This window comes from Paraburkholderia lebeckiae (genome assembly GCF_050436225.1).
Classification (GTDB): domain Bacteria; phylum Pseudomonadota; class Gammaproteobacteria; order Burkholderiales; family Burkholderiaceae; genus Paraburkholderia; species Paraburkholderia tuberum.
In genome coordinates this window covers 1966004-1992791 of record NZ_JBNDLU010000002.1, presented here as the reverse complement: position 1 = coordinate 1992791, position 26788 = coordinate 1966004, and the positions used below count along the sequence as shown (strand labels likewise).

The following is a 26788-nucleotide window of genomic DNA, read 5'->3' as shown; positions in this document are numbered from 1 at the left end:
GCCGCCCCGGTCGATTGCCGGGGCGGCCGCGGAAGGTGCAGCGAATCACTCGGCATCGGCCGAACTCAACCCGCGGCCTTTGCCGTATCCACCGTCTAGCGCTTCGCCGCAAGCGGCGAATTCTCGCCGAGATCCCAGAACAGTCCCGCCATCATCTGCAGTCCCTCGCGCACTACCGGAGCCAGAAGGTGCTCGTTCGGCGCATGCTGCGAGCAGGCCGGATAAGAATGCGGCACCCAGATCGTCGGCAGACCGAGCGTGTCGGCGAATACCTCGTTCGGCAGCGTGCCGCCGAGATTCGGCAGCAGCGCGGTCTTCTTGCCGGTGGTCGCTTCGAGCGACGCGATCGCCCACGTGACCCACGGATCGTCGGGATCCAGCCGCGTGGCTGGCGCGCCGCGTTCGACGTCGATTTCGACGAGCTGAAAACCGTGCGCATCGAGATGCGCGCGCAGATGCTTGCCGAGGTTTTCCCAATCGGTGCCGACCACGAAACGCAACTGGCAGACCGCGAACGCCGACGGCGGAATCGCGTTGACCGGGTTCTCCGGATTGCCCGCCTTGAAGGCCAGCACTTCGAAGCAGTTCCAGCCGAACACGCGCTCGGGCGCGGAAAGACCCGGCTCGCCCCAGTTATCATCGACGGTGGGGTCGCCCGGACCGTTGCCCACCGTGATGTCGGCAAGTGCGCGACGCACGGCCTCGGGGATCGGCGGCGGACGCAGGCCGTCGACTGCGATCACGCCGCGCGCATCGACGAGACTCGCGAGCGCGTTGGCGAGCACCGTCGCCGGATTGCGCAGCAAGCCGCCCCAGTTGCCCGAGTGATGCGCGCCGTCGCGCAGGTTCAGCGACAGCCTGAAATTGACCGCGCCGCGCGAGCCGAGAAACACGGTCGGACGACGCGCTGCGAGACGCGGACCGTCGGAGGCGATCAGCACGTCGGCGGCCAGTTCATCGCGATGCGCATGGCAGATCGCGTCGAGCCCCGGTGAGCCGGTTTCCTCGCCCATCTCGATCAACAGCTTCGTGTTGAAGCCGAGTTTGCCGTCGCGCGCGGCGAGCGTGCTCGCGAGCGCGGCGAGGTTGATCGAGTGCTGGCCTTTGTTGTCGGCGGTACCGCGACCGAACCAGCGCTCGCCTTCCACGGTCACCGCCCACGGCGTCAGCGGCGCGCGCCACTGGCTGTCGTAGCCGCGCACGACGTCGCCGTGGCCGTAGATCAGCACGGTCGGCAGATGATCGCCTTCGTGACGGTTGGCGATCAGGAACGGACCGAAGCCATCGACCGGGTTATCGACGATGCGCGTGCTGAAGCCGAGGCGCTCCGCTTCGGGCTGGATTTCGTCGGTCAGATAGGACAGCAGCAGCGCGCCGCGGTCGCTTTCCTGGCTTTCGGTGCGAAAACCGACGCGGCGGTTCAGATCGGCGAGAAAAGCGCCGGATTCGAAGTGCCGGGTGGCAAGCTCGATGGCCTCGTTGCGGCTCATGTCGATGTCTCCGATGCGGGGGATGGGTGAGGGGCAGAGGGCCGCCAGGCTCGATGGCTCGATGGCTCGATGGCTCGATGCTCGACGCTGCGTTCAGGCGAATCGCCTGCAACGTCATTGCAACCGATTCTAGAAGCGCGCCATTTTTGTCACAATGATCATGTTTCGAAGCTTGCCTTGCCGGAAAAGCAAAGCGTCGCGCGTCGGCTCGAACCGCGGCACCCGCCCACCCATGGCACCGTTGCAACAGATTCGATCGAGGCGTCCAGGATGGCACGTTCACTGCATGGCATCGCGTTGCGTTATTTCGTCGAAGTCGCGCGCAGCGGCTCGCTGAGCGACGCGTCGGAACGGCTGCACGTCGCGGTATCGGCGATCAGCCGGCAAATCGCGCGGCTCGAAAGCGGGCTCGGCGTGACGCTGTTCGAACGGCGGCCGCGCGGCATGGCGCTGTCCGAGGCCGGTGAGCGGCTGCTTGCCTACGCGCAACGCAGCCTGCTCGAAGCGGAGCACGTGATGAAAGAGATTAGCGGCCTCGCGAGCTTGCACGGCAGCCGGATCAAGATCGCGACCGCCGAGGGCTTTGCGGTCGACTTCCTGCCCGCCGCGATTGCGGATTTCCGCGCCGAGCACCCCGGCATCGATTTCACGCTGACCGTGATGTCGCCGGCCGACGCCACTCGCCACGTGCGCGACGGCGACGTCGATATCGCGCTGTCGTTCAGCCTCGCGCCAGAGAAGGGCGTGAAGGTCGAGCACACCGAACGCGCGCCGGTGTTCGTGCTGCTGCGCGCCGATCATCCGCTTGCGGCGCGCGCGAAACTGTCGCTCGCCGAGGTGAGTCGCTATCCGCTCGTGTTGTCGGAGACGGGCACCACGATTCGCCAGTTGATCGACATCACGTGCGCGCTCGAAGGCATCCTCCTCGAGCCGGACCTGATCTGCAACAACAGCGGCGCGAGTTATCGCTACGCGCAGCGGTCCGGAGCGATCATGTTCACGGGGCTGCTGTCGGTGCGCGACCGCTATGCCGACGACGGCTTCGTCGTGATTCCGCTCACCGACCCGCAGATGCGCCAGCGCAGCATCCAGGTGCAGACGATGGCGGGGCGCGAGTTGCCCTCGTCGGTGCGCACGTTTCGCGACCATTTGATCGCGCGGATCGCGGATGCGAAGCCGGCTGGGGCGCAGGCGTCGAAGGTCGCCGGCGGACGCGGTAAACGTACGCCGCGGCGCCCGCGAGCCGATGCATGAAATGCGTCACATGCAACGCACCAAGCGGCAAATGTTCTCCCGGAATCCGAATCACGACCTAAACTGTGGTGGACGGCAAGGACGGCCCTGAGAAAACGACCCTGATGGTGCGCGCCACGATCAGGGGAAACGCGGAACAATGGCAGTCGAACCGCGGACCTGCCGCCCAGCCCGCGATGCTGCAATGCACACAAGCGGCAACAGATGGACCCAAATAGAAACGCGGCGCGTCGTCCCGATGGCGCGTTGCCCACAACAGAGCGATAGGACCAACACAGCCATGGCGCAACAGAAAACCAATCCAAAACTCGAGCAGGCTCTCACGCGCGGCGATCTCGCGATCCGTCAGGCGAACTCGGCGCGAGCGACCGCGTTGTTGCGTGCGCTCGCCAAGATGATCGTCGATGCGTCGGCAACCATCGGCGTGGAAGCCTTCACGCTGATTCACGACGGCGACAAGATCTACGATCCCGCCGATGGTCTATGGCCACAGGCGCTGCTGATCTCGCTCGACGGTCCGGTCGAGGACGCCGATCCCGACGAATTGCGCACGGTGCGGCTGATCGCGGATGATCCGGCCACCGTGTTCCGGGTGGAGTGGCAGCGCGCCGATGGCAAGATCGGGCGTCACGAGGGCGGCCCGTTCGCGACGGTCGCGTTCATCTCCGACGTCGACATCCCGTGGACCGATGACGAGGACTGAGCGCGCGCAACGATAGCAAACACGCCATGCGACGACCGACGCGGCGTCGTCTTGCGCGGGTCCAGGCGCAACGCGCCGCCCGCGCGATCGGCTCACTTCATCATGCGACGCCGAAACAGGATCGCCGACACGATGAAGCCTCCGATCGCATAAGCGGCTAGCACGCTCACATGCAGCGCGGCGTGCTCCATCGGCCGACCGAGCATCGCCGGGCGCATCAGATCGACCGCATTGGCGAGCGGCAGCGCGGCAGTCACCGCTTGCGCGGCGCCGGGCAGTTGCGAGATCGGAAAGAACACACCGGAGAGCAGCAGCATCGGCGTGAGCACGAGCGTCTGATAGAACATGAAAAAGTCGTATGACGGCGCGAGCGCCGTCACGATCATCGCGAGGCTCGCGAACGCGAGACCGGCCAGCACGATGACCGGCAGCGCGAGCAGCATCGACGGAAAACTCGCATAGCCGAGCGCGCCCGCCACCAGCATGATCGCCACACCGGACAACACCGATTTGCTGGCGGCCCACACCACCTCGCCAAGCACGATATCGCCGAGCGTGAGCGGCGTCTGCATGATCGCTTCCCACGTGCGCTGCACGTGCATGCGCGAAAAGCCCGAATACATCGACTCGAAGCTCGCCGACATCATCACGCTCGACGCCACCGTGCCCGCCGCGAGGAACGAGATATACGACACGCCGTCGACGTGCCCGACCATCAGCCCGAGCCCGAGGCCGAGACCGAACAGATAGATCATCGGATCGGCGAGGTTGCCGAACATCGACGCGATCGCGAGCTTTTTCCACACCAGGTAGTTGCGGCGCCATACCGCGATCCAGTTCGTGGCGTTGGCGGGGAAGGCACCGAACGGCTTTTGCGCCGATGGCGTGCCGTCGTGGGTTTCGTAAGTACGTGCGTCCATCAAGTGTCTCGCTATGGGTTCAGTCCTGCATTTCGCGACCGGTGAGCCGCAGAAACACATCCTCGAGATTCGCCGGCCGATGCAGATAGCGCAAATCGGCGCGCTGCTTGAGGCGCATATGCACGGGCTGCGCGTCGTTCACGTAACAGAACAGCGTCTCGCCGCTGATCTCGGTGCGCTCGGCGAGCGGCGCGAGTTCGTCGCGCAACGCAAACGGATCGGGGCCGTAGATCTCGATCACGTCGCAGCCGATCTCGGATTCGATCAACTCGCGCGGCGCGCCTTCGGCGATCTTGCGGCCTTCCTCGATCACGCACAGTCGATGACAGAGCCGTTCGGCTTCTTCCATGAAGTGCGTGGTCAGCAGGATGGTCTTGCCGCGCGCGAGCAGCGAGCGCAGCCGCTCCCAGATCAGATGGCGCGCTTGCGGATCGAGACCGGTGGTCGGCTCGTCCATGATCAGCACGTCGGGATCGTTGATCAGTGCGCGCGCGAGCGTGAGGCGCCGCTTCATGCCGCCCGACAGTTCGCTCACGCGCGCGTCCGCCTTGTTCTCGAGGCGGGCGAATTCGAGCAGACCCGGCACCGCCGCGCGACACTGCGCGGCGCTCAGACCGAAGTAGCGACCGAATACGAGCAGATTTTCGCGCACCGTGAAATCGGGATCGAGGTTGTCGAACTGCGGCACCACGCCGACGCGCGAGCGCGCGAGGCGCGCGCGGCCCGGGATCGGCTCGTCGCACAGCCGGATCGCGCCGGCGTCGGGCGCCGCAATGCCGAGCAGCATGCGCAATGTCGTGGTCTTACCGGCGCCGTTGGGGCCGAGCAGCCCGAAGCATTCGCCGGTGTTCACATAAAACGACAATCCGTCGACGACCGTTTTTTCGCCGTAGCTTTTCCTGACCTGATGGAATTCGATGGGGGCGGTGGGCATGGCTCGAGCAAGGCTCCGGAAAAAGACACGACGTACGCGCAAGACACACAACATAGCCGTGATGCACGCATTGCGCACGCGAAGCCGCTTGCTCCAGGTATCGGATCGCTGATGCGAGCGGGTGTCCGGGAACGCGTCATGCGTAGGTGCGATGCGCTTCTCGGTGGTCGGTTGGCGCCGCTGATTGGCGGTGGCACGACTGGCACGTCAACCGGCCCGCAGTGTGTCGACGCAGCGTTCGCAAACGAAGTTTTGCATTGCGGCATCCGTGTGCAAACGCAGCGTCGGGTCGCCCAACGGTTGTGCAGACTGGATCGGCATGCACCGAGTATGCACTTAGCGTTTTCCATCCCTTGCAAGCTGAATTGCGGCGCACCATGATTGATTCAGACCGCGCTTTCCGCGCGAATGGAGAAAACAGATGGCGAGCTACCAGAAAATTCTGTTGTGCTACGACGGCTCGCGCGAAGGCCGCAAAGCCCTGCGTTGCGGTGCCGATCTGGCGTTGGAACTGAAGGCGGAAACGCATCTGCTGTCGGTGGTCGACATGCGTTCTAGCATTGCCCAAAGCGCGGGCCTGTTGACGGACGTCGCCTGCGGCAGCTTTGAAAAAACAGCCCGCGAGATTTTGCAGGAGGGCGTGAACTGGCTGACCGAGCGCGGCGTAAGCGCGCAAGGGCATTTCGCATTCGGTCATCCGATCGACGAGATCGCCAATCTTGCCAACGAGTTGCAGGTCGACCTCGTGGTGGTGGGTCATCGCTGCCGGACTGGTTTGTCGCGGTGGTGGATGGGGGCGGGCAACACGCCGCTGCTCGACCGCGTGTCGTGCAGCATTCTGGTGGCGTGCTCGTCCGCGCAGGAGCAGCAGCAGGCGGCTGCGGCGTAAGAGGCTAGTGAGGGACGCGAAGCCGCGCGCCCCGTCATCTAGCCCAGAATATGAATAGACCCTGTCGCGTGGCCGGCCCCGATGGCCAGCTAAGCATCCCATCCGGCCAGGCTTCAATGTCACTCGTTCAGATCGATTGCCGCGAGCTTCCACGTGACTAGACCTTCGCGACGAAAGATTGCCGAATAGTTCGCGTTACCTTCGCCACGCCGGTACGTGATGACAAACTCGTTGAGACTGCGATAGCCGGCCGTGCTTTGACGCCCGGGCGGCGGTGCGCTTGCCTGGGTGGTGGTGTCGCCCGCGGCTGGTGCGGCCGGCGCTTCGCCGCCCGCGGCTGGCGGCGCGGACGGTTGCTCGCCCGGCGTGCCACGCGGCGGCATGCCGTTCAGCAGCGCCGCGACGCCGTCGGGTGTCGCATAGGCATCGACGAGCGGGCCGATCAGCGTCACGCCGATCACCGCGCCGATCGTGGCCATCTTGTTGCCGGCATCCGCCTCGAGCCGGCGTGTCAGCATGGCGCCCACCTGTTGCTTCAGGCTATCGCGTAGCGCGGGAAAGTCCACGTATTGATTGACAGTTTGCACGTCACGAGCATCTGCGGCGCGTTTGAGATTGTTCACCGCGAGATACGGTGACGCATAAATAAAGCCCAGCGCGGCAATCACGATCACCACGATCAGTGTGATCAGCAGCGGCCGGGTGGCGCTGCCCTGTGTGCGTTTCCGAATTGTCATCGAATGGGACTCCACGTCAGTGATGATCTAACGTCGACCACGGCGAGGTCGGAACGATCCCATCCCACGCGAATCTCTGAACATCCGAAGTACTTGTTGCATGCGTACTCAGGATTCGCTCAGGCTTCGAACACCGCGCCGTGCACGTTGGCTTCGTCGGCTATGCAACGATCGATCATACGGCATACGGCGTCGACCGTGCCGACCATGATCAGTCGCGACGGTCCATGATAGACCCGCACCGGCGCGCGACGCGCGGGCTCGGCGATGTTCAGCGCCGAATTCAGCGACACGCGCGCGAACGCCGGCAACGACGACGGCAGACCGGAAGCTTCGGCAGTCGCGTCGAACAGCGACGGCGTGCGCGCAGCGGGCGCCTCGATTAGCGCGCAGGGCGTGAGCTTGCGCAGATGGCGCAGACGGCCGAACTGGCGAAAGGGCAACAGGCGGGCAAGGCGTTCCATGAGTCTCTCCAGGCGATGCGGCGTAGATGCGGGCGTAAATGCGGCTTGGGTCGGACAAACCGGCGCAAGCGTTCTGGCGACAGCGAAAGATCAGAACTCGCTGGGGCGGATCAGCCCGACCGCGATCCCTTCGAGCGCGAAATCGGCGCTGCCGGTTTCCACGAAGATGTTGTCGTAATCGGGGTTTTCGGCAATCAATTCGATGCCGTTCGGCCGGCGCTTCAGACGCTTGACCGTCACGTCGTCGCCAAGCCGCGCAATGATGATCTGGCCGTCCTTCGCTTCAGTGCGCTTTTGCACCGCGAGCAGGTCGCCGTCGAGAATGCCCGCGTCGCGCATCGACAGGCCGCGCACCTTCAGCAGGTAGTCGGGCTTGCTCGAGAACAGCGCCGGGTCACACGCGTAGTGCTGCGAGATATGTTCCTGCGCGAGGATCGGGCTACCCGCCGCGACCCGGCCGATCAGCGGCAACGATAACTGCATCAGGCCCGCATGCGGCAGGGTGAACTGATACGGCGCGTCCTCCTGCCCGGACAGCAGGCGGATGCCGCGCGACGCGCCGGCCGCGAGTTCGATCACGCCCTTGCGCGCCAGCGCGCGCAGATGCTCTTCCGCGGAATTGGCCGAGCTGAACCCGAGTTCGGCGGCAATTTCCGCGCGGGTGGGCGGAAAGCCGGTGCGTTCGATCGCGCGGCGGATCAGATCGAAAACCTGCTGCTGTCGTGCGGTGAGTTTTGTCATGGCCACTGTATGTATGAACAGGTGACTGTATTTTTATACAGTATTCGGCGCATTTCAAGCTTTACTTTAAGTTCGGCGCAAGGGGCGCGCTCGGGCGTCGTTTGTCGGCGACATAACGGCCTTGTCGGCGTCCCAACAGCCGGCGCATCTGTCGTTACCACTTTTGAGTATTAAAAAATGAAGAAACATTATTTTTAATGATGAAAGCGCTTCGATAGACTGGCCTCCGGTTGGCGCTCATGTGCACGTGACCGCGACGCAGAACAACACCAGACGCTCATCAGCGGACATCACGCGGAGAAAAATTGAAATGAACCATCGGCATACGGGGCTTGCGGCTCGAACCAGGAGACTGATCGCGGCGCTCGCCGTCGGCGCGGCGGGTGCGCTCGGCATGTTGGGCGCAAGCGGCGTCGCGCACGCCGACACCACGCTGTTGAACGTGTCCTACGATCCGACTCGCGAGCTGTATCAGGACATCAATCAGGCATTCGGCAAGGAATGGAAGGCCAGGACCGGCGAAGCCGTCACCTTCAGGCAGTCGCACGGCGGCTCGGGCGCGCAGGCTCGCTCGGTGCTCGACGGACTGCAGGCCGACGTCGTGACGCTTGCGCTCGCCTATGACATCGACGCGCTCGCGAACAAGGGGCTCGTCGACAAGAACTGGCAAAAGCGTCTGCCGGACAACGCATCGCCGTACACGTCGACGATCGTGTTTCTGGTGCGCAAGGGCAACCCGAAGCACATCAAGGATTGGGACGATCTGGTGAAGCCGGGCGTGTCGATCGTGACGCCGAATCCGAAGACCTCGGGCGGCGCGCGTTGGAACTACCTGGCCGCGTGGGCGTACGCCGAGCATCAACCGGGCGGCAACGACCAGAAGGCCAGGGAGTTCGTCGGCAAGCTGTACAGGAACGCCGGCGTGCTCGATTCGGGCGCGCGCGGCGCGACCACGAGCTTCGTGCAGCGCGGTATCGGCGACGTGCTGATCGCGTGGGAAAACGAGGCGTTTCTGTCGCTGAAGGAGTTTGGTCCGGACAAGTTCGAGATCGTGGTGCCGTCGGTGAGCATTCTGGCCGAGCCGCCGGTCGCGGTGGTCGACAAGGTCGTCGACAAACACGGCACGCGCAAGCTGGCCGAGGCGTATCTGAACTTCCTGTATAGCGAGCAAGGTCAGGAGATCGCCGCGCGCAACTTCTATCGTCCGCGTTCCAGCAAGGTGCCCGCCGATCTGACCGCGAAGTTTCCGAAACTGAAGCTGTACACGATCGACGATTCGTTCGGCGGTTGGACCAACGCGCAGAAAACCCATTTCGCGGACGGCGGCGTGTTCGATTCGATTTATCAGCCGCAGTAAGAACCACCGCCTGAATCACAGGCAGGGGCAAAAGGGCGCGCCTGATGGGCGCGCTTTCGGCTAACCGGGGTCCGGTGGCCAGCAGAGTGCGGCAGTACCGCAGTACGGCAACACGGCAAAACGAACAACCGCGCGAGCATCAACCATGAACGAGTATCCAGCATGACCACGTTGACCTTCCGCAAGCCGAGCGCATTGCCCGGTTTTGGCCTGACACTCGGCATCACGGTGGCTTATCTGAGCCTCGTGGTGCTGATTCCATTGGCGGCGACCTTTCTGAAAACCGCGACGCTCGACTGGCATCAGTTCGTGCGCGCGGTCACGTCGCCGCGTGTGCTCGCGTCGTATCGGCTGACGTTTTTCTCGGCGCTAGGCGGCGCGCTGATCAACGCGGTGTTCGGCTTTCTCGTCGCGTGGGTGCTGGTGCGCTACACGTTTCCGTTCAAGCGGATCGTCGATGCGGTCGTCGATCTGCCGTTCGCGCTGCCCACCTCGGTGGCGGGCATTTCGCTCGCGGCCGTGTATGCGGGCAACGGCTGGATCGGCCAGTTCCTCGCGCCGCTCGGCATCAAGATCGCGTTCACGCCGGCGGGTGTGCTGGTCGCGCTGACGTTCATCGGCCTGCCGTTCGTCGTGCGCACCGTGCAACCGGTGCTCGAGGAGTTCGAGCGCGAGCAGGAGGAGGCGGCCGCGTGTCTCGGCGCCTCGCGCTGGCTCACGTTTCGCCGCGTCGTGCTGCCGGCCGTGTTCCCGGCGCTGCTGACCGGCTTCGCGCTCGCCTTTGCGCGCGCGCTCGGCGAATACGGCTCGGTGATCTTCATCGCCGGCAATGTGCCGATGAAGTCGGAGATCACGTCGCTCCTGATCATCACGAAGCTCGAGCAATACGACTATGCGGGCGCGACGGCACTCGCGGTCGTGATGCTGATCGTGTCGTTCCTGATGCTGCTGTCGATCAACACGCTGCAGCGGTATCTGCAGCGGCGCACGAGCCGCGGCAATACGGGATCGGCGCCAGTGGCCACGAGCGTCGCCGCGATCGGTGGAGGTGTGCAATGAATCGCGTTCCGACCCACCCGGCGAGCGTGGCGCGCCGCCCCGATCCGGTCAGCGAGCCGGCGGTCGTGCGCTGGCTGCTGATCGGCCTCGCACTGCTGTTTCTCGCGCTGTTTCTGGTCGTCCCGCTCGCCGCGGTGTTCTACCAGGCGCTGAACAAGGGACTGCGTTTTTACTTCGAAGCGCTCGCCGATCCGGATGCGCTGTCGGCGATCAAACTGACGCTGCTCACCGCGGCGATCGCGGTGCCGCTGAACCTCTTGTTCGGCCTTGCGGCGTCGTGGTGTATCGCGAAGTTCGAATTCCGTGGCAAGGCGCTGCTGACCACGTTGATCGATCTGCCGTTTTCGGTGTCGCCGGTGATCTCCGGTCTGATCTACGTGCTGATGTTCGGCGCGCAGGGCTGGTTCGGCCCGTGGCTCGAAGATCACAACGTGCAGATCATCTTCGCGGTGCCGGGCATCGTGCTCGCGACGATCTTCGTCACGTTCCCGTTCGTCGCGCGCGAGCTGATTCCGCTGATGCAGGCGCAGGGCAACGACGAGGAAGAAGCCGCGCACGTGCTCGGCGCATCGGGCTGGCAGACGTTCCGTCGCGTCACGCTGCCGAACGTCAAGTGGGGTCTGCTGTACGGCGTGATTCTGTGCAATGCGCGCGCAATGGGCGAGTTCGGCGCGGTGTCGGTCGTGTCGGGCCATATTCGCGGGCAGACCGACACGATGCCGCTGCACGTCGAAATCCTCTACAACGAGTACAACTTCTCGGCCGCGTTCGCCGTGGCCTCGCTGCTCGCATTGCTGGCGCTGGTTACGCTGGGGCTCAAGCTGTTGGCCGAGCGTCATATGTCGGCGGAACTGTCGGCGGCGCGCGAAGTGCCTGCGTATGCGGGGCCCGTGTCGCCGTCCGGCGCTTCGCAGGCCAATCGCGCGCAGTCCGCTTCTCATTCGTTTTTCGTCAACGCCACGCCTGCGTCGCAGCGACATCCGCTCAAGCAAGGAGAGCTGTAAATGGGTATCACCGTTCGTAACCTGCAAAAGCGCTTCGGCGATTTCGTCGCGCTCGACAACGTGTCGCTCGACTTTCCGCCGGGCGAACTCGTCGCGCTGCTCGGGCCGTCCGGTTGCGGCAAGACGACGTTGCTGCGTGTGATCGCCGGCCTCGAATACGCGGATGGCGGCCAGGTCGAGCTGCAAGGCCTGGATGTCGCGGCGGTCGGCGCGCGTGAGCGCGAGGTGGGTTTCGTGTTCCAGCACTACGCGCTGTTCCGTCATATGACGGTGTTCGAAAACGTCGCGTTCGGGCTGCGCGTGAAGCCGCGCAAGGAACGTCCGTCCGAGAAGGTGATTCGTGAGAAGGTGCATGAGTTGCTGAAGCTCGTGCAGCTCGACTGGCTCGCGCAGCGCTATCCGTCGGAGCTGTCCGGCGGCCAGCGCCAGCGCATCGCGCTCGCACGTGCGTTGGCCGTGGAGCCGAAGGTGCTGTTGCTCGACGAGCCGTTCGGCGCGCTCGACGCAAAGGTGCGCAAGGAACTGCGCAGCTGGTTGCGTCGCCTGCACGACGATCTGCATATTTCGACGATCTTCGTCACGCACGATCAGGAAGAAGCGCTCGAAGTGGCGGACCGTATCGTCGTGCTCAATCGCGGGCATGTCGAGCAGGTAGGGAGCCCACAGGAGGTGTACGACCATCCGCAGACGCCGTTTGTCTACGAGTTTCTCGGCGCGGCGAACCGCCTGCACGGCAGCGTCGGTGCGCAAGGCTTCGTCGTCGATGGCGCGGCGCTGCCGGTCGCGATCGCGGCGGGTTTTAGGGGCCCGGCGTTCGCCTATGTGCGGCCGCACGATCTGCAGTTGTATCCGCAGGCGGCGGGGCATCGCGAGGGCATTGTCGTCGACGTGCGGCGCGTGGTGACGCTCGGCGGTTCGGTGCGCGTCGAGCTCTCGGGTCGCGAGGGCAATCTGCTCGAAGCCGAACTCGATCGCGAAACGTGGCGTGATCTGCAACTCGCGGTCGGCGACGGCGTGACCGCGGTGCCGCGCGCGCTGCGGGTGTTTCCGGCGCAGTGAGGTGGCGGCGCCGCTGCGCGGCGCTGATGACAAGCGAGAACGTATCGGCCGTACCGCGTGGATCGCCTGGCATTTGCGGCTCCAATAAAACTCAACTCTGGCAGAACCGGAGACACAACGATGAATTTCCAGCAATTGCGCTTCGTGCGCGAAGCCGTGCGGCAGAACATGAACCTGACCGAAGCGGCGAATGTGCTCTACACGTCGCAGTCGGGCGTTTCGAAGCAGATCAAGGATCTCGAGGACGAACTCGGGGTCGACATCTTCATCCGCCGCGGCAAGCGTCTGACCGGCCTCACCGAACCGGGCAAGGCCGTGCATCAGTTGATCGAGCGGATGCTGCTCGATGCGGAGAATCTGCGCCGCGTCGCGCGTCAGTACGCGGATCAGGACAGCGGCCACCTCGTCGTCGCGACCACCCACACGCAGGCACGCTACGCATTGCCGAAGGTGGTTCGGCAGTTCACGTCGGTGTTCCCGAAAGTGCATCTGGCGCTGCGCCAGGGCAGCCCGCAGCAGATCGCGCAGATGATCATCAACGGCGAGGCGGATATCGGCATCTCGACCGAGGCGCTCGACCGTTTTCCCGACATCGTCACGTTCCCGTGCTATTCGTGGCATCACGTCGTGGTGGTGCCGAAGGATCATCCGCTCGTCGGCCGAGCGAATCTGACGCTCGACGAGATCGCCGAATTCCCGATCGTCACCTACGACCAGGACTTCACCGGCCGCTCGCATATCGATCAGGCGTTCGCGAAAGCGGGTGCGTTGCCCGACGTCGTGCTGACCGCGATCGACGCCGACGTGATCAAGACCTACGTCGAACTCGGCATGGGCATCGGCGTGGTCGCGGCAATGGCCTACGACCCGAAGCGCGACAGCGAACTCGTCGCGCTCGACACGCAGCATCTGTTCGAGGCGAGCACGACGCGCGTCGGCTTGCGCAAGGGCGCGTTCCTGCGCGCGTACGCCTATCGGTTGATCGAGATGTTCGCGCCGCAGTTGAGCGAGGCAGACATCGCGGCGCAGTTGCGCGAGGCGGCTTAGGGCCGCGAACAGCTTAGGGTGGGACTTGCATTCGCAGGATGGACGCAAAAAAAAGAGTCCTGCCGTGCCCGGCAAGACTCTCTCTAAACACCCGCTATACAGCTATTGGACTAACGGACCTTCTGCTCTTTACGTGACATGGCTATTAGAACTCGTAGCCAACCTGCGCACGTACACCAGCGTCACCAGTCGACGTGACCGACATCGCAGCGTTGACGAGCCACTTATTGTTCCGTGAGCGGTACGTAGCTCCTACTGCTGCGGCGCTGCCGCCCTTATAGGTTGCCCCACCCGCAGCGACGATCGTCTTGCCCGGACCCGACGGCGTCATGTTCGGCATTGCCATCGCTGCTGCGATCCCTGCGTAGGCGTTCTTCGCGACGTCGTTGATCGCCTGGTTGGTCGCGTTGATACGCTGATCGGTGTAGTTGTTGGCCTGCTGAACGCCTTGTGCGACGGAGCTGTTCATCTGACCGACATTAACTGCATCCGTGTCCGCCGTACCCGCTGCGACGTTGGTGATCTGGCGTTCGTGACCCGCTGAACCCACCGATACCGAGTTATCGCGATCCGTCACCGAGCCCTGACCCAACGCCACCGAGTTCGCATTGCCAGCCTGCGAGCCCGTGCCGATCGCCGTCGAGTTGACGCCGGTCGCCGCCGCATTGGTGCCCACTGCTACCGCGTTGTCTGCTGTAGCACTGGCGTTTGCCCCGGCCACGGTGCTGCCCACACCGGTACCCGGCGTCGCTGCATTGGCCACCTCGTCAGTGTTGCGGTCCGGCGACGAAACATCCGGGGTGACCGGTTGAATGTTCGACACCTGGGAACCGAGATCCTTCACCTGCCCGTTGAGATCCGTCACCTGGTCCTGCAACGTCGACAGCTGGCCGAAGTTCACCGCGTCGTACTGGCTCGTGCCGTTGGCCACATTGGTCAGGATCACCGGACCCGCGCCCAGACCTCCACCCAGTGTCACGGAACCGAAGTTCACCGAACCGTCAACGTTACGGTCGTACTGCACCGCGCCCGACAGTTGCGTGCCGACATCGCCCACCTGCGTCTGCAGCTTCGTGATGTCCGTGGTGTTCTGCGTCACCCGGTCATCCAGGTTGGTGACGGCATCGCCTACGCTATGCACGGTCGTACCACCCACGCTGTAGCTCGGCGCGCTGATCGTGCCGTCCGCGTTCATGGTCGAACCGCCACCCAGTGCCTGGGCCATGCTCGATGCCGTGCCGTACAGCTGGCCGCCATTCACCGCGTCCACGCTCGATGCGTTCACCGCGCCTGCGGCCACGCCTGTTACCGTGCGGTCGCCCGCCGTGCCCGCCATGTTCACCACCGTACCGTCGGTGTCCTTGGCAACCGTAATGTCACGGGTGGTCGCGTCCTGCTGCACCAGACCCACCGAGCCATCAGCCAGTCGGTTCTGCACGTTCGTGATAGTCGCGGTGTTCTGCTCGATGTCACTCGCGTTCTGCGTCGTACGGCCGTCGATGTTGGTAACAGCATCGCTGATGCTATGCACCGTCGTTCCGCCCACGCTGTAGCTCGGTGCGCTGATCGTGCCGTCCGGGTTCACGGTCGAACCGCCACCCAGTGCCTGGGCCACGCTCGATGCCGTGCCGTACAGCTGGCTGCCGTTCACCGCGTCCGTGCTGCTAGCCGAAAGCGTACCGGCCGCCACATTCGTGATCTGGCGTTTGAGCGTCGCGTTGCCAACCGACACCGCATCGTCGCGGTCTGCGATGGAATCCGCACCCAGCGCCACCGAATTCGCCGCCTGTGCATTCGCCTTCGCGCCAAGTGCCGCGGATTTGTCGCCCGAGGCAGTCGAAAAGTTACCCATTGCCGCTGCACTTCCTCCGGTGGCAAGGGCGTTGTACCCCAGCGCAGAACTGTCCGCACCCTCGGCCATCGCGCCTGCGCCGACCGCGGTTCCATGCGAGCCAGCTACGGTGTATGCGCCCAGCGCTACACCAGAATAACTATCGCTTACGGCCGTGTCGCCAAGTGCAATACCGCCCAGCGAAGCACGAGAGTTAGCTCCGATAGCAACACCATTGATATCCGTGTTGGAGCCGTTGCCCGAGACAAGAGGATTATTCCAGTTAGCGGTTGCTGCGCTGCCCACATTGGCGGATGCGCCCGCACCGACCGCAACCGACTTGGCTGCCGCGATCGCATCGTCCGTGCCATCCTCCAGGCCGCCCGCCTTGAAGTAGCGACTCGCGTTCGCGATTGCCTGGTTGGTCGCGTGCAGCTGCGAACCGTTCACCACTTCGGTGCTGGTGTCGCTCAGCGCACCGGCCTTGACTCCGCCCAGCGTGCGCACGCCATTCGCGCCGGTGAAGTCCACCGTCGTGCCGTCCAGGTCCCTGGCCACCGTGATGGCCTTGCTGGTCGAGTCCTGCTGCACCAGGCCGACGCTGCCGCCGTCCAGTTGCTGCGTCAGGTTCGTGACCGAGCCTTCCACGTTGGTCACGCGGCCGTCGATGCTGGTGACGCGGTCGTCCACCGTAGTCACGCGGCTGTCCAGGTCGGTGATGTTCGTCGTGTTGGCCGTGACGTTCTGGTTGGTCGCGTGCAGCTGCGAACCGTTCACCGCTTCGGTGCTGGTGTCGCTCAGAGCACCGGCCTTCACGCCGCCCAGCGAGCGCACGCCATTCGCGCCGGTGAAGTCCACCGTCGTGCCATCCAGACCCTTGGCCACCGTGATGGCCTTGCTGGTCGCGTCCTGCTGCACCAGGCCGACGCTGCCGCTGTCGAGTTGCTGCGTCAGGTTCGTGACCGAGCCTTCGACGTTGGTCACGCGGCCGTCGATGCTGGTGACGCGGTCGTCCACCGTGCTCACGCGGCTGTCCAGGCTGGTAATCGCCGTCGTGTTGCTGGCAATGTTCGTCGTGTTGGCCGTGACGTTCTGGTTGGTCGCGTGCAGCTGCGAACCGTTCACCGCTTCGTTGCTGGTGTCGCTCAGAGCACCGGCCTTCACGCCGCCCAGCGAGCGCACGCCATTCGCGCCGGTGAAGTCCACCGTCGTGCCATCCAGACCCTTGGCCACCGTGATGGCCTTGCTGGTCGCGTCCTGCTGCACCAGGCCGACGCTGCCGCTGTCGAGTTGCTGCGTCAGGTTCGTGACCGAGCCTTCGACGTTGGTCACGCGGCCGTCGATGCTGGTGACGCGGTCGTCCACCGTAGTCACGCGGCTGTCCAGGTCGGTGATGTTCGTCGTGTTGGCCGTCACGTTCTGGTTGGTCGCGTGCAGCTGCGAACCGTTCACCGCTTCGGTGCTGGTGTCGCTCAGCGCACCGGCCTTCACGCCGCCCAGCGAGCGCACGCCATTCGCGCCGGTGAAGTCCACCGTCGTGCCATCCAGACCCTTGGCCACCGTGATGGCCTTGCTGGTCGCGTCCTGCTGCACCAGGCCGACGCTGCCGCTGTCGAGTTGCTGCGTCAGGTTCGTGACCGAGCCTTCGACGTTGGTCACGCGGCCGTCGATGCTGGTGACGCGGTCGTCCACCGTGCTCACGCGGCTGTCCAGGCTGGTAATCGCCGTCGTGTTGCTGGCAATGTTCGTCGTGTTGGCCGTGACGTTCTGGTTGGTCGCGTGCAGCTGCGAACCGTTCACCGCTTCGTTGCTGGTGTCGCTCAGAGCACCGGCCTTCACGCCGCCCAGCGAGCGCACGCCATTCGCGCCGGTGAAGTCCACCGTCGTGCCATCCAGACCCTTGGCCACCGTGATGGCCTTGCTGGTCGCGTCCTGCTGCACCAGGCCGACGCTGCCGCTGTCGAGTTGCTGCGTCAGGTTCGTGACCGAGCCTTCGACGTTGGTCACGCGGCCGTCGATGCTGGTGACGCGGTCGTCCACCGTAGTCACGCGGCTGTCCAGGTCGGTGATGTTCGTCGTGTTGGCCGTCACGTTCTGGTTGGTCGCGTGCAGCTGCGAACCGTTCACCGCTTCGGTGCTGGTGTCGCTCAGCGCACCGGCCTTCACGCCGCCCAGCGAGCGCACGCCATTCGCGCCGGTGAAGTCCACCGTCGTGCCATCCAGACCCTTGGCCACCGTGATGGCCTTGCTGGTCGCGTCCTGCTGCACCAGGCCGACGCTGCCGCTGTCGAGTTGCTGCGTCAGGTTCGTGACCGAGCCTTCGACGTTGGTCACGCGGCCGTCGATGCTGGTGACGCGGTCGTCCACCGTGCTCACGCGGCTGTCCAGGCTGGTAATCGCCGTCGTGTTGCTGGCGATGCTCGTCGTGTTGGCCGTGACGTTCTGGTTGGTCGCGTGCAGCTGCGAACCGTTCACCGCTTCGGTGCTGGTGTCGCTCAGCGCACCGGCCTTGACGCCGCCCAGCGAGCGAACGCCATCGGTGCCGGTGAAGTCCACCATCGTGCCATCGAGGTCCTTGGCCACCGTGATGGCCTTGCTGGTCGCGTCCTGCTGCACCACGCCGACGCTACCGCTGTCGAGTTGCTGCGTCAGGTTCGTGACCGAGCCTTCGACATTGGTCACGCGGCCGTCGATGCTGGTGACGCGGTTGTCCACCGTAGTCACGCGGCTGTCCAGGTCGGTGATGTTCGTCGTGTTGGCCGTGACGTTCTGGTTGGTCGCGTGCAGCTGCGAACCGTTCACCGCTTCGGTGCTGGTGTCGCTCAGCGCACCGGCCTTCACGCCGCTCAGCGCACGCACGCCCTCGGTGCCGGTGAAGTCCACCATCGTGCCATCCAGACCCTTGGCCACCGTGATGGCCTTGCTGGTTGCGTCCTGCTGCACCAGGCCGACGCTGCCGCCGTCCAGTTGCTGCGTCAGGTTCGTGACCGATCCTTCGACGTTGGTCACGCGGCTGTCCAGGCTGGTAATCGCCGTCGTGTTGCTGGCGATGTTCGTCGTGTTGGCCGTGACGTTCTGGTTGGTCGCGTGCAGCTGCGAACCGTTCACCGCTTCGGTGCTGGTGTCGCTCAGCGCACCGGCCTTCACGCCGCCCAGCGCACGCACGCCCTCGGTGCCGGTGAAGTCCACCATCGTGCCATCCAGACCCTTGGCCACCGTGATGGCCTTGCTGGTCGCGTCCTGCTGCACCAGGCCGACGCTACCGCTGTCGAGTTGCTGCGTCAGGTTTGTGACCGAGCCTTCGACGTTGGTCACGCGGCCGTCGATGCTGGTGACGCGGTTGTCCACCGTAGTCACGCGGCTGTCCAGATCGGTGATGTTCGCCGTGTTGGCCGCCACGTTCTGGTTGGTCGCATATAGCTGGCTGCCGTTCACCGCGTCCGTACTGCTGTCCGACAGCGTGCCGGCTGCCATATTCGTGATCTGGCGTTTGAGCGTCGCGTTGCCGACCGAAACCGCATCGCCGCGGTCGGCGATCGAACCCGCGCCCAACGCCACCGAGCGATCCTCCAATGCAGAGGAATTTAAACCCAGTGCGATCGATCCATACCCTTCCGATCGAGCGTTCGAACCTACTGCCGCAGAGAAGTCCCCTGACGAACTGGCAAGAGCACCAACCGCAGCAGAGTTGATCCCCGCCGACTCGGCATACGAACCGACCGCCGCGGACCAGTCCCCAGTCGATTTGGTCCGATCACCAAGTGCAGTAGAGCCTTTCCCTTCCGAGAAGGATTGGTTTCCGAGCGCCGTGGACCTGATCCCTGCCGTGTACGCTTGGTAACCGAGCGCCGTGGACCAGTCCCCTTCCGAACGTGCCTCCAAACCGATCGCGGTTGAGGAATCTCCTGTCGAAGAAGCGTATGTACCCATCGCCAGGGAGGCATTCCCTTTCGAATTAGCTAGCTGCCCAATTGCAATCCCAGCGTCACCTATGCTCGTTGCGCCAAACCCCACAGCGACCGAGTTTTGGCCCGCAGCAACCGACGTAAAGCCGAGTGCTGTAGCCCCTTGTGCGGATGCGAAGGACTCTGCGCCCACTGCTGTGGAGCCTAGCTCGAAAGCATAGGCATTTGAGCCGAGTGCGCTTGACTTGACGCCGTCGGCATGTGCAAAGCGGCCAATTGCGGTCGCCCTGTCCGCCGTGGCACTGGCGGCATCACCCAATGCGACAGTGCCATCACCGGCTGCGGTCGCATCCAGGCCGATGGCAGTAGCGCTATATGCGTTTGCCGACGTACCAGAATTCGCAGAAGCCTTATCCCCGATAGCGATATTGCCGTCCTGTGAACCATCAGTCGTAGCGCCTGAACCAATTGCAATCGACTTTGATCCCTTGGCAACACCTCCGCCAGCGTTGTACTGTGCGTGCGCTACCGGCGCCCACGACGCTGCGGCCACAACCGCAGTCGCGACAACTGCACAAACCTTTGCCTTGTTACGCTTGCCGCGCGCAGCCGCATTCTCGGAGGCTGCCACCCACGACCCAAGGGCTTCGTTCCAGATGGTGCGATAGGACTTGTTCATGACATGATTCCTTTGAAGGTTCGAAAAAGAATTGAGTTATGCGAACTAATGACAAATCGCCGTTGCCATTTCGTGCTGTTCAATATCAGCTGCAAAAACGGGGCGATGACGATCCAGAAAGCTCATGGCCGCAGTAGGAATCGGCCAGATTCTGCCGAGTCAATCTAGGTTCGGCCTTTGCTAAATCTCTGTGACTGGCTTCAGTCTATATTTTTGAGATGGAACAAAAATAGGTCAGGTCCGAATCGGCGCGGGCCGGTATCGGAGCGCGGCAGCGCTTGCGGTAGCGGTGCTGCCTGCTAACGTGGAGAGCGTGACAAGGTCGGAAATCTTGAGGCGGCGACAGATCGTGAAGAGTGCGTCCCCATTCGTTTCATCAAGCATCAGCAGTTCAGCGATGTCCGTCGTCAATACGGGTGTGGATGACTGCAACCGGGCACCGCATGGCGGCGTCTAGCGCATCGCTTACAATCGCCGCCATGAATATCCCGACTTCTTCTCTCCCGATTCCTCCCAGCCATCCCGCCGCGCCGACGCTCCCGCGCATCGCGGTGCTCGCGACCGGCGGCACGATCGCCGGCGCGGCCCCGGATGCGGCCAATACGTCGGGCTATCAGGCGGGCGTCGTCGGCGTCGATCAGCTGCTCGCGGCGGTGCCGGCGTTGTCTACGGTCGCGCGAATCGCGCCCGAGCAGATCGCCAGCGTCGACAGCAAGGACATGTCGCTGCCGCTGTGGACCACACTCGCGCAACGCATCAACGCGCTGCTCGCGACGGACGACGTAGACGGCGTGGTGGTCACGCACGGCACCGATACGCTCGAGGAAACCGCCTATCTGCTGCATCTGACCGTCAAGTGGGACAAGCCGGTCGTGCTGACCGCGGCGATGCGCCCAGCGTCGGCGCTCTCCGCCGACGGTCCGCTGAACCTGCTAAATGCGGTGACGGTCGCCGCGCACGCGGCGGCACGCAGGCAGGGCGTGCTGGTCGCGTTTAACAACCGGATTCATAGCGCGCGCGACGTCGTGAAAACGAGCACCTATGCGGTCGATGCTTTCCAGTCGCCTGAGATTGGCGCGCTCGGCTGGGTGCAGGATGGCCGCGTCGAGTTCCAGCGCGGCGTGGTGCGCGCGCATACGGTCGCGAGCGAATTCGCGATCGATGCGGCGTGGCCGCAGGTGGAGATCGTCCCGAGCTATGCGGGCGTGTCGCGGATCGCCATCGATGCGCTGGTCGCCGCGGATGTGCGCGGCATCGTCGTGGCGGGTACGGGCAATGGCTCGATCCACCAGTCGTTGCAGCAGGCACTGGCGGATGCCGCGTTGCGCGGCGTGGCGGTGGTGCGCTCGTCGCGCGTGGGTTCGGGGCATGTGATGCGCAACGGAGCGGCGGCCGACGATGCGCTCGGTTTCGTCAGCGCGGGTTCGCTGAATCCGTACAAGGCGAGGGTGCTGCTGATGCTGGCGCTGGCCGCGGGCCACACTGCGCCGGCGGCGTTGCAGAAGGTGTTCGATACGTATTGATTGGCGAATCCGACAGCCGGACACCCGACGACGACGTCTGACCGACCAAGGCTTCCCCGTCACCGACGGGTGCCGCTGCGGACCCCACTTGCCGCTCTCAGCCCAGAGCGGCGCGATTTGCCCGTTGCGCCGCGCCGGCAACCCACGCTGCCGTGCAACGAACGGGCGCCCCACCTGTGTTCACCGTGACGTCTCCGATGCCGAAGCGGCAACCGGCGGAATCAACGGCGAGCTGAACTGAAGAGGAAGCACGAAGACCTCAAGCCGCCTTCGCTTCTTCACTGTCCGGCGCCTGCGCGACCTCATGATTCGCCATGATTTCGAGCGCGCGCACCATCGCCGAGTGATCCCACGCCTTGCCGCCGTTCGCGGCGCAGACGCTGAACAGTTGCTGCGCGCTCGCGGTATGCGGCAGCGCGATGCCGAGCTTACGCGCGCCATCGAGCGCGAGATTCAAGTCCTTCTGATGCAACTCGATCCGGAAACCCGGATTGAACGTGCGCTTCGTCATGCGCTCGCCATGCACTTCGAGAATCCGCGACGACGCGAAGCCGCCCATCAGCGCGCGCCGCACGCGCTCTGGGTCGGCGCCCGAGCGCGACGCGAACAGCAGCGCTTCCGCGACCGCTTCGATGTTCAGCGCGACGATGATCTGGTTCGCGACCTTGCAGGTCTGACCCGCGCCGTTGTCGCCGATCAGCGAGATGTTCTTGCCCATCAGTTCGAACAACGGCCTGGCCAGCGCAAAGGCTTTCTCGGGACCGCCGACCATGATCGTCAGCGACGCATCCCGCGCGCCGATTTCGCCGCCCGACACCGGCGCATCGAGATAGTCGACGCCGAGCGCGTTGATCTTCTTCGAGAACGCCTGGGTGTCGAGCGGTGAGATCGAGCTCATGTCGATGACGAGCTTGCCTTTGGTGAGGCCGGCGGCGACGCCGTCGTCGGCGAACAGCACGTTGGCGACGTCAGGTGTGTCCGGCACCATGATGATGACGATGTCGGCGGCCTGCGCGACCGCGGTCGAACTGGCGAGCACGCTCGTGCTCTTCGCGATGTCGTCCGGCACCGGATACGCGCCGTTCACGAACAGCGCGTGTCCGCCCTTGATGAGGTTGCGCGCCATGTGCGCGCCCATGATGCCGAGTCCGATGAAGCCGATCTTTGCCATGTGTGTGAATCTCCAGGGTTATTAGGGGACGTGCGTTGAGGACCTTCATGGAGCCGTGATGATCCCTGAGGACCCTCAAGCCGCCGCGTGTGCCGCGCCGCGCGCCTGACCTGCCACACTTTGCACCCAGCCGAGGCCGGCATCGGTCGTCGTGCGCGGCTTGTATTCGCAACCGACGTAGCCGTCGTAGCCGAGCGAGTCGAGCAGCGCGAACAGATACGGATAGTTGATCTCTCCGGTGCCCGGTTCGTGCCGCCCGGGGTTGTCCGCGAGCTGGATATGCGCGATCTGCGCGAGGTTCTTTTCGATCGTCGCCGCGAGTTCGCCTTCCATCCGCTGCATGTGATAGATGTCGTATTGCAGGAACAGATTGTCCGAGCCGACCTCGCGAATCACGTCGAGTCCATCGCGCGAACGGTTCAGCGCGAAGCCCGGAATGTCGTACGAGTTGCATGGCTCGACGAGCAGCCGGATGCCGGCCTTCTTGAGCTCGCTCGCGGCAAAGCGCAGGTTGTCGACGATCGTTGCGCGGGCGGTGTCGGCGTCGACGTTCGCGCCCGGAATGCCGACGAGGCAGTTCAGTTGCGGCACCTTCAACGCGCTTGCGTATTCGATCGCGCGGCCCACGCCTTCCTGAAACTCGGCGACCCGATCGGGCAGGCACGCGATGCCGCGTTCGCCGGCTTCCCAGTTGCCGGCCGGCAGGTTGTGCAGCACCAGCTTGAGGCGGTTCTGTTGCAGACGTGCGCTCAATTCGGCGATCGAATACGGATAGGGAAACAGGAATTCGACGGCATGAAAGCCGGCGTTGGCCGCTGCCGCGAAACGGTCGAGGAACGGCACTTCGTTGAACAGCATCGTCAGGTTCGCTGCGAATTTAGGCATGGTGCTTTTGTCTCTCAGGTCGGTCAGGGAATGGCGCGCTGGTCGTGATGAGGCGAGGGCGCAGAGCATGAACTCGGCCCTCGCGTATCGAGCGCGCTGAATGCTGCGAATACCGCGAAGACGCAACGCTCAATCGAGCAGGCTGATCGCCGTCGGCGCGTCCTCGCGCTTTTCCGCGAGTTCCTCGAACTCGTTGATCGCGTCGATCTCGGTGCCCATCGAGATATTGGTCACGCGTTCGAGAATCACTTCGACGATCACCGGCACGTTGAACTCGGCGAGCATCGACTGCGCTTTTTGCAGCGCCGGCTTCAGCTCTTCGGGCTTGAACACGCGAATCGCCTTGCAGCCGAGACCTTCGGCGACCGCGACGTGATCGACGCCATAGCCGTTCATCTCCGGCGAGTTGATGTTCTCGAAGCCGAGCTGCACGCAGTAGTCCATCTCGAACGCGCGCTGCGCCTGGCGAATCAGCCCGAGGTACGAGTTGTTCACGACGACATGCACGTACGGCAGCTTGAATTGCGCGCCGGCCGCGAGCTCCTCGATCATGAACTGGAAGTCGTAGTCGCCGGACAGCGCGACGATCGGCCGTTGCGGATCGGCCGCGCGCACGCCGAGCGCCGCCGGAATCGTCCAGCCGAGCGGCCCGGCCTGGCCGCAGTTGATCCAGTTGCGCGCCTTGTACACGTGCAGGAATTGCGCGGCGGCGATCTGCGACAGGCCGATCGTGCTCACGTAGCACGTGTCGCGGCCGAACACCTGGTTCATCTCTTCGTAGACGCGCTGCGGCTTCATCGGCACGTTGTCGAAGTGCGTCTTGCGCAGCATCGTGCGCTTGCGTTGCTGGCAATCGGCAACCCACGCACCGCGATCCTTCAGCTTGCCCGCGGCCTTCCATTCGCTGGCGACTTCGACGAACAGTTCGAGCGCGGCCTTCGCGTCCGACACGATGCCGAGATCCGGGCCGAACACGCGGCCGATCTGCGTCGGTTCGATATCGACGTGCACGAACTTGCGCCCCTTCGTATAGACATCGACGCTGCCGGTGTGACGGTTGGCCCAGCGGTTGCCGATGCCGAGCACGAAGTCGGACGCGAGCATCGTCGCGTTGCCGTAGCGATGCGAGGTCTGCAGACCGACCATGCCGACCATCAGCGGATGGTCGTCGGGAATCGCGCCCCACGACATCAACGTCGGGATCACCGGCACGCCGAGCGTTTCGGCGAACTTCACGAGCAGGTCTTCGGCTACGGCGTTCAGCACGCCGCCGCCCGACACGATCAGCGGCCTGTCGGCATCGTTGAGCAGCGTCAGCGCGGCCTCGATCTGCTTGCGGGTTGCCTTCGGCTTGTAGACCGGCAGCGGCTCGTACGTGTCGATGTCGAATTCGATTTCGGCGAGCTGCACGTCGATTGGCAGATCGACCAGCACCGGGCCCGGGCGGCCCGAGCGCATCAGATGGAACGCCTGCTGGAACACGCGCGGCACCAGCGCCGGCTCGCGCACGGTCACGGCCCACTTGGTGACGGGCTTGGCGATCGATTCGATATCGACGGCCTGGAAGTCTTCCTTGTACAGACGCGCGCGCGGCGCCTGGCCTGTGATCGCCAGAATAGGAATCGAGTCGGCCTGCGCGGAGTACAAACCGGTGATCATGTCGGTGCCGGCGGGGCCCGAGGTGCCGATGCACACGCCGATGTTGCCCGGCTGGGCACGCGTGTAGCCCTCGGCCATGTGCGATGCACCCTCCACATGGCGCGCGAGCACGTGGCTGATGCCGCCGGCTTTGCGCATCGCCGAGTAGAACGGGTTGATCGCGGCGCCCGGCACGCCGAAGGCGGTATCGATGCCTTCTTTTTCGAGCACCAGAACAGCGGCGTCGACGGCTCTCATTTTGGCCATGAATGTCTCCTCAAGGTCGGGAATTACGTCGGTTGAGGGACACTGTAGGCCTGCGCCAAAGGTTTGATAAGATCAGTCCGGGTCGCTTATTCCGAAACAAAAAGTATGGAATGACGTAAAGCCCGGCGCACGGCCGGCGTCAGCCCGGCAAGAGACAGGTGGGAGACGAACATGGACCGCTTCAAACAGATCGAAACCTTCGTGCGGGTCGCCGATGCGGGCAGTCTCGCGGCGGCGGCGCTGGAGGAAGGGGTGTCGCCGGTGATTCTCGGGCGGCGCATCGATGCGCTCGAAAAGCGCCTCGGCGTGAAGCTGATGTATCGCACGACACGGCGGCTCGTCGTCAGCGAGGACGGCGCCGCGTTTCTCGAACGCTGCCGCGGGCTTCTCAGCGAATGGGATCAGGCGGAAAACGAACTGAGCGCCGGGCGCCGCGCGGTGAACGGCCATCTGATCGTGTCGGCGCCCGCCGCGTTCGGGCGTAAGCACGTCGCGCCGCTCGCGCCTGCGTTTTTACGCGACAAACCCGAGTTGCAGATGTCGTTCAATCTGACCGACCGGGTCGTCGATCTGGTGCGCGAGGGCTACGATCTGTCGATCCGCATAGGCGGCGCGGTCGATCCGAACTTCGTCGCGGTGAAGCTCGCGTCGAACCGGCGCGTGGTGTGCGGTACGCCCGACTATTTTCGCCGTCACGGCAAGCCGAAGACGCTCGAGGATCTGCCGGCCCACAACTGTCTCGCGTTCAATCTGCAAGGCGGGCAGAACCGCGGCTGGTATTTCCGCCGCAACGGCAAGCTCGCGACGGTGCGGGTGGGCGGCTCGCTCGACTGCAACGATGGCGAACTGCTGCATCGCTGGGTTTCGGAGGGGCTCGGACTCGGCTGGCGTTCGACGTGGGAAATCCAGCGGCAGCTCGCGCGCGGCGAGCTCGAAACCGTGCTCGACGAATATGCGCTGCCCGATTACGACATCCTTGCGGTCTATCCGCAGCAGCGCTTCGTGCCGGCGCGCGTGCGCTATTTCATCGACTATCTGAAAGACATGTACGCGAGCGACGACTACTGGAGCCGGCCATCGTACTAGCTGGCGAGCCGCGCGCGCAGGCGATCGCGATCTTTCCTGCGAATGCTCGCCTGAGTCGGGAATAAACTCGGTCTATGGCCAGTTCTGCTGTGAAAGACACGTCAGGAACGACACCTCGCGGGGCGCGCAACCGCAGCGACCCGCA

General features: G+C 64.3%; 20 protein-coding genes. 10 read left to right on the top strand and 10 right to left on the bottom strand.

From position 1 onward, the window contains the following. Window positions 1-95: 95 nt before the first annotated feature. Window positions 96-1490, bottom strand: a complete 1395-nt coding sequence (locus OKW45_RS23770) for a M20 family metallopeptidase (protein WP_429471482.1) — start codon at window positions 1488-1490, stop codon at window positions 96-98. A 270-nt stretch (window positions 1491-1760) separates the two neighbouring features. On the opposite strand from OKW45_RS23770, the gene OKW45_RS23765 reads away from it, so the two are divergent. Continuing rightward, window positions 1761-2744: a LysR family transcriptional regulator gene (locus OKW45_RS23765; RefSeq protein ID WP_184003337.1), complete on the top strand. Its 984-nt coding sequence runs from the start codon at window positions 1761-1763 to the stop codon at window positions 2742-2744. A gap of 280 nt (window positions 2745-3024) precedes the next feature. Continuing rightward, entirely contained in the window at window positions 3025-3447 is a 423-nt protein-coding gene (locus OKW45_RS23760) for a hypothetical protein (protein WP_013089291.1), read from the top strand. A gap of 92 nt (window positions 3448-3539) precedes the next feature. Here the strand turns inward: OKW45_RS23760 and OKW45_RS23755 are convergent, their stop codons facing one another. Together OKW45_RS23755 and nodI are read right to left on the bottom strand one after the other, a co-directional pair. Then, window positions 3540-4367 (bottom strand): ABC transporter permease, encoded by an 828-nt coding sequence (locus OKW45_RS23755; RefSeq protein ID WP_429471480.1) that lies wholly within the window; start codon window positions 4365-4367, stop codon window positions 3540-3542. Window positions 4368-4386: 19 nt separating this feature from the next. Beyond that, complete coding sequence (gene nodI / locus OKW45_RS23750; RefSeq protein ID WP_018418193.1) at window positions 4387-5301, bottom strand: nodulation factor ABC transporter ATP-binding protein NodI; 915 nt, start codon at window positions 5299-5301, stop codon at window positions 4387-4389. 421 nt (window positions 5302-5722) lie between these two features. Here nodI and OKW45_RS23745 point away from each other — a divergent pair, with 421 nt between their 5' ends. Beyond that, window positions 5723-6190: a universal stress protein gene (locus tag OKW45_RS23745; protein WP_018418191.1), complete on the top strand. Its 468-nt coding sequence runs from the start codon at window positions 5723-5725 to the stop codon at window positions 6188-6190. A gap of 119 nt (window positions 6191-6309) precedes the next feature. Here OKW45_RS23745 and OKW45_RS23740 read toward each other — a convergent pair whose 3' ends face one another. The 3 genes from OKW45_RS23740 to lexA form a co-directional block, all read right to left on the bottom strand. Next, on the bottom strand, window positions 6310-6927 hold the full coding sequence (locus OKW45_RS23740; RefSeq protein WP_018418190.1) for a DUF2939 domain-containing protein: 618 nt from the start codon (window positions 6925-6927) through the stop codon (window positions 6310-6312). A gap of 119 nt (window positions 6928-7046) precedes the next feature. Further along, window positions 7047-7391: a hypothetical protein gene (locus OKW45_RS23735; RefSeq protein ID WP_018418189.1), complete on the bottom strand. Its 345-nt coding sequence runs from the start codon at window positions 7389-7391 to the stop codon at window positions 7047-7049. Window positions 7392-7481: 90 nt separating this feature from the next. After that, window positions 7482-8132: a transcriptional repressor LexA gene (lexA, locus tag OKW45_RS23730; RefSeq protein ID WP_026225415.1), complete on the bottom strand. Its 651-nt coding sequence runs from the start codon at window positions 8130-8132 to the stop codon at window positions 7482-7484. A 310-nt stretch (window positions 8133-8442) separates the two neighbouring features. Between lexA and OKW45_RS23725 the strand changes: the two genes are divergently transcribed. The 5 genes from OKW45_RS23725 (at window position 8443) to OKW45_RS23705 (ending at window position 13658) form a co-directional block, all read left to right on the top strand. Beyond that, window positions 8443-9489, top strand: a complete 1047-nt coding sequence (locus OKW45_RS23725; protein ID WP_018418188.1) for a sulfate ABC transporter substrate-binding protein — start codon at window positions 8443-8445, stop codon at window positions 9487-9489. A gap of 162 nt (window positions 9490-9651) precedes the next feature. Beyond that, window positions 9652-10548 carry a sulfate ABC transporter permease subunit CysT gene (gene cysT / locus OKW45_RS23720; RefSeq protein ID WP_429471478.1) on the top strand — a complete coding sequence of 299 codons (897 nt, stop codon included), beginning with the start codon at window positions 9652-9654 and terminating at the stop codon, window positions 10546-10548. Beyond that, window positions 10545-11552, top strand: coding sequence for a sulfate ABC transporter permease subunit CysW (gene cysW / locus OKW45_RS23715; protein ID WP_429471476.1), 1008 nt, complete (start codon window positions 10545-10547; stop codon window positions 11550-11552). The genes cysT and cysW overlap by 4 nt, the downstream gene beginning before the upstream one ends. Beyond that, window positions 11553-12611, top strand: coding sequence for a sulfate/molybdate ABC transporter ATP-binding protein (locus OKW45_RS23710; RefSeq protein ID WP_429471474.1), 1059 nt, complete (start codon window positions 11553-11555; stop codon window positions 12609-12611). Window positions 12612-12731: 120 nt separating this feature from the next. Next, window positions 12732-13658, top strand: a complete 927-nt coding sequence (locus OKW45_RS23705; RefSeq protein ID WP_429292895.1) for a CysB family HTH-type transcriptional regulator — start codon at window positions 12732-12734, stop codon at window positions 13656-13658. Window positions 13659-13803: 145 nt separating this feature from the next. Here OKW45_RS23705 and OKW45_RS23700 read toward each other — a convergent pair whose 3' ends face one another. Beyond that, window positions 13804-20073, bottom strand: a complete 6270-nt coding sequence (locus tag OKW45_RS23700; RefSeq protein ID WP_429471472.1) for an ESPR-type extended signal peptide-containing protein — start codon at window positions 20071-20073, stop codon at window positions 13804-13806. 479 nt (window positions 20074-20552) lie between these two features. Between OKW45_RS23700 and OKW45_RS23695 the strand changes: the two genes are divergently transcribed. Beyond that, window positions 20553-21596, top strand: coding sequence for an asparaginase (locus OKW45_RS23695; RefSeq protein ID WP_429471470.1), 1044 nt, complete (start codon window positions 20553-20555; stop codon window positions 21594-21596). Between the two features lie 259 nt (window positions 21597-21855). On the opposite strand, the gene OKW45_RS23690 is transcribed toward OKW45_RS23695, so the two are convergent. From OKW45_RS23690 to gcl, 3 genes are all read right to left on the bottom strand, one after another. Next, the gene (locus tag OKW45_RS23690; RefSeq protein ID WP_429471468.1) at window positions 21856-22767 is read right to left on the bottom strand and encodes a 2-hydroxy-3-oxopropionate reductase; all 912 of its coding nucleotides are present in this window, start codon (window positions 22765-22767) and stop codon (window positions 21856-21858) included. Window positions 22768-22842: 75 nt separating this feature from the next. Continuing rightward, window positions 22843-23652 carry a 2-oxo-tetronate isomerase gene (otnI, locus tag OKW45_RS23685; protein WP_429471466.1) on the bottom strand — a complete coding sequence of 270 codons (810 nt, stop codon included), beginning with the start codon at window positions 23650-23652 and terminating at the stop codon, window positions 22843-22845. A 129-nt stretch (window positions 23653-23781) separates the two neighbouring features. Continuing rightward, window positions 23782-25557 (bottom strand): glyoxylate carboligase, encoded by a 1776-nt coding sequence (gene gcl, locus OKW45_RS23680; RefSeq protein WP_184003364.1) that lies wholly within the window; start codon window positions 25555-25557, stop codon window positions 23782-23784. A 171-nt stretch (window positions 25558-25728) separates the two neighbouring features. Between gcl and OKW45_RS23675 the strand changes: the two genes are divergently transcribed. Then, the gene (locus OKW45_RS23675) at window positions 25729-26643 is read left to right on the top strand and encodes a substrate binding domain-containing protein (protein WP_018418177.1); all 915 of its coding nucleotides are present in this window, start codon (window positions 25729-25731) and stop codon (window positions 26641-26643) included. The last annotated feature ends 145 nt before the right edge of the window (window positions 26644-26788 follow it).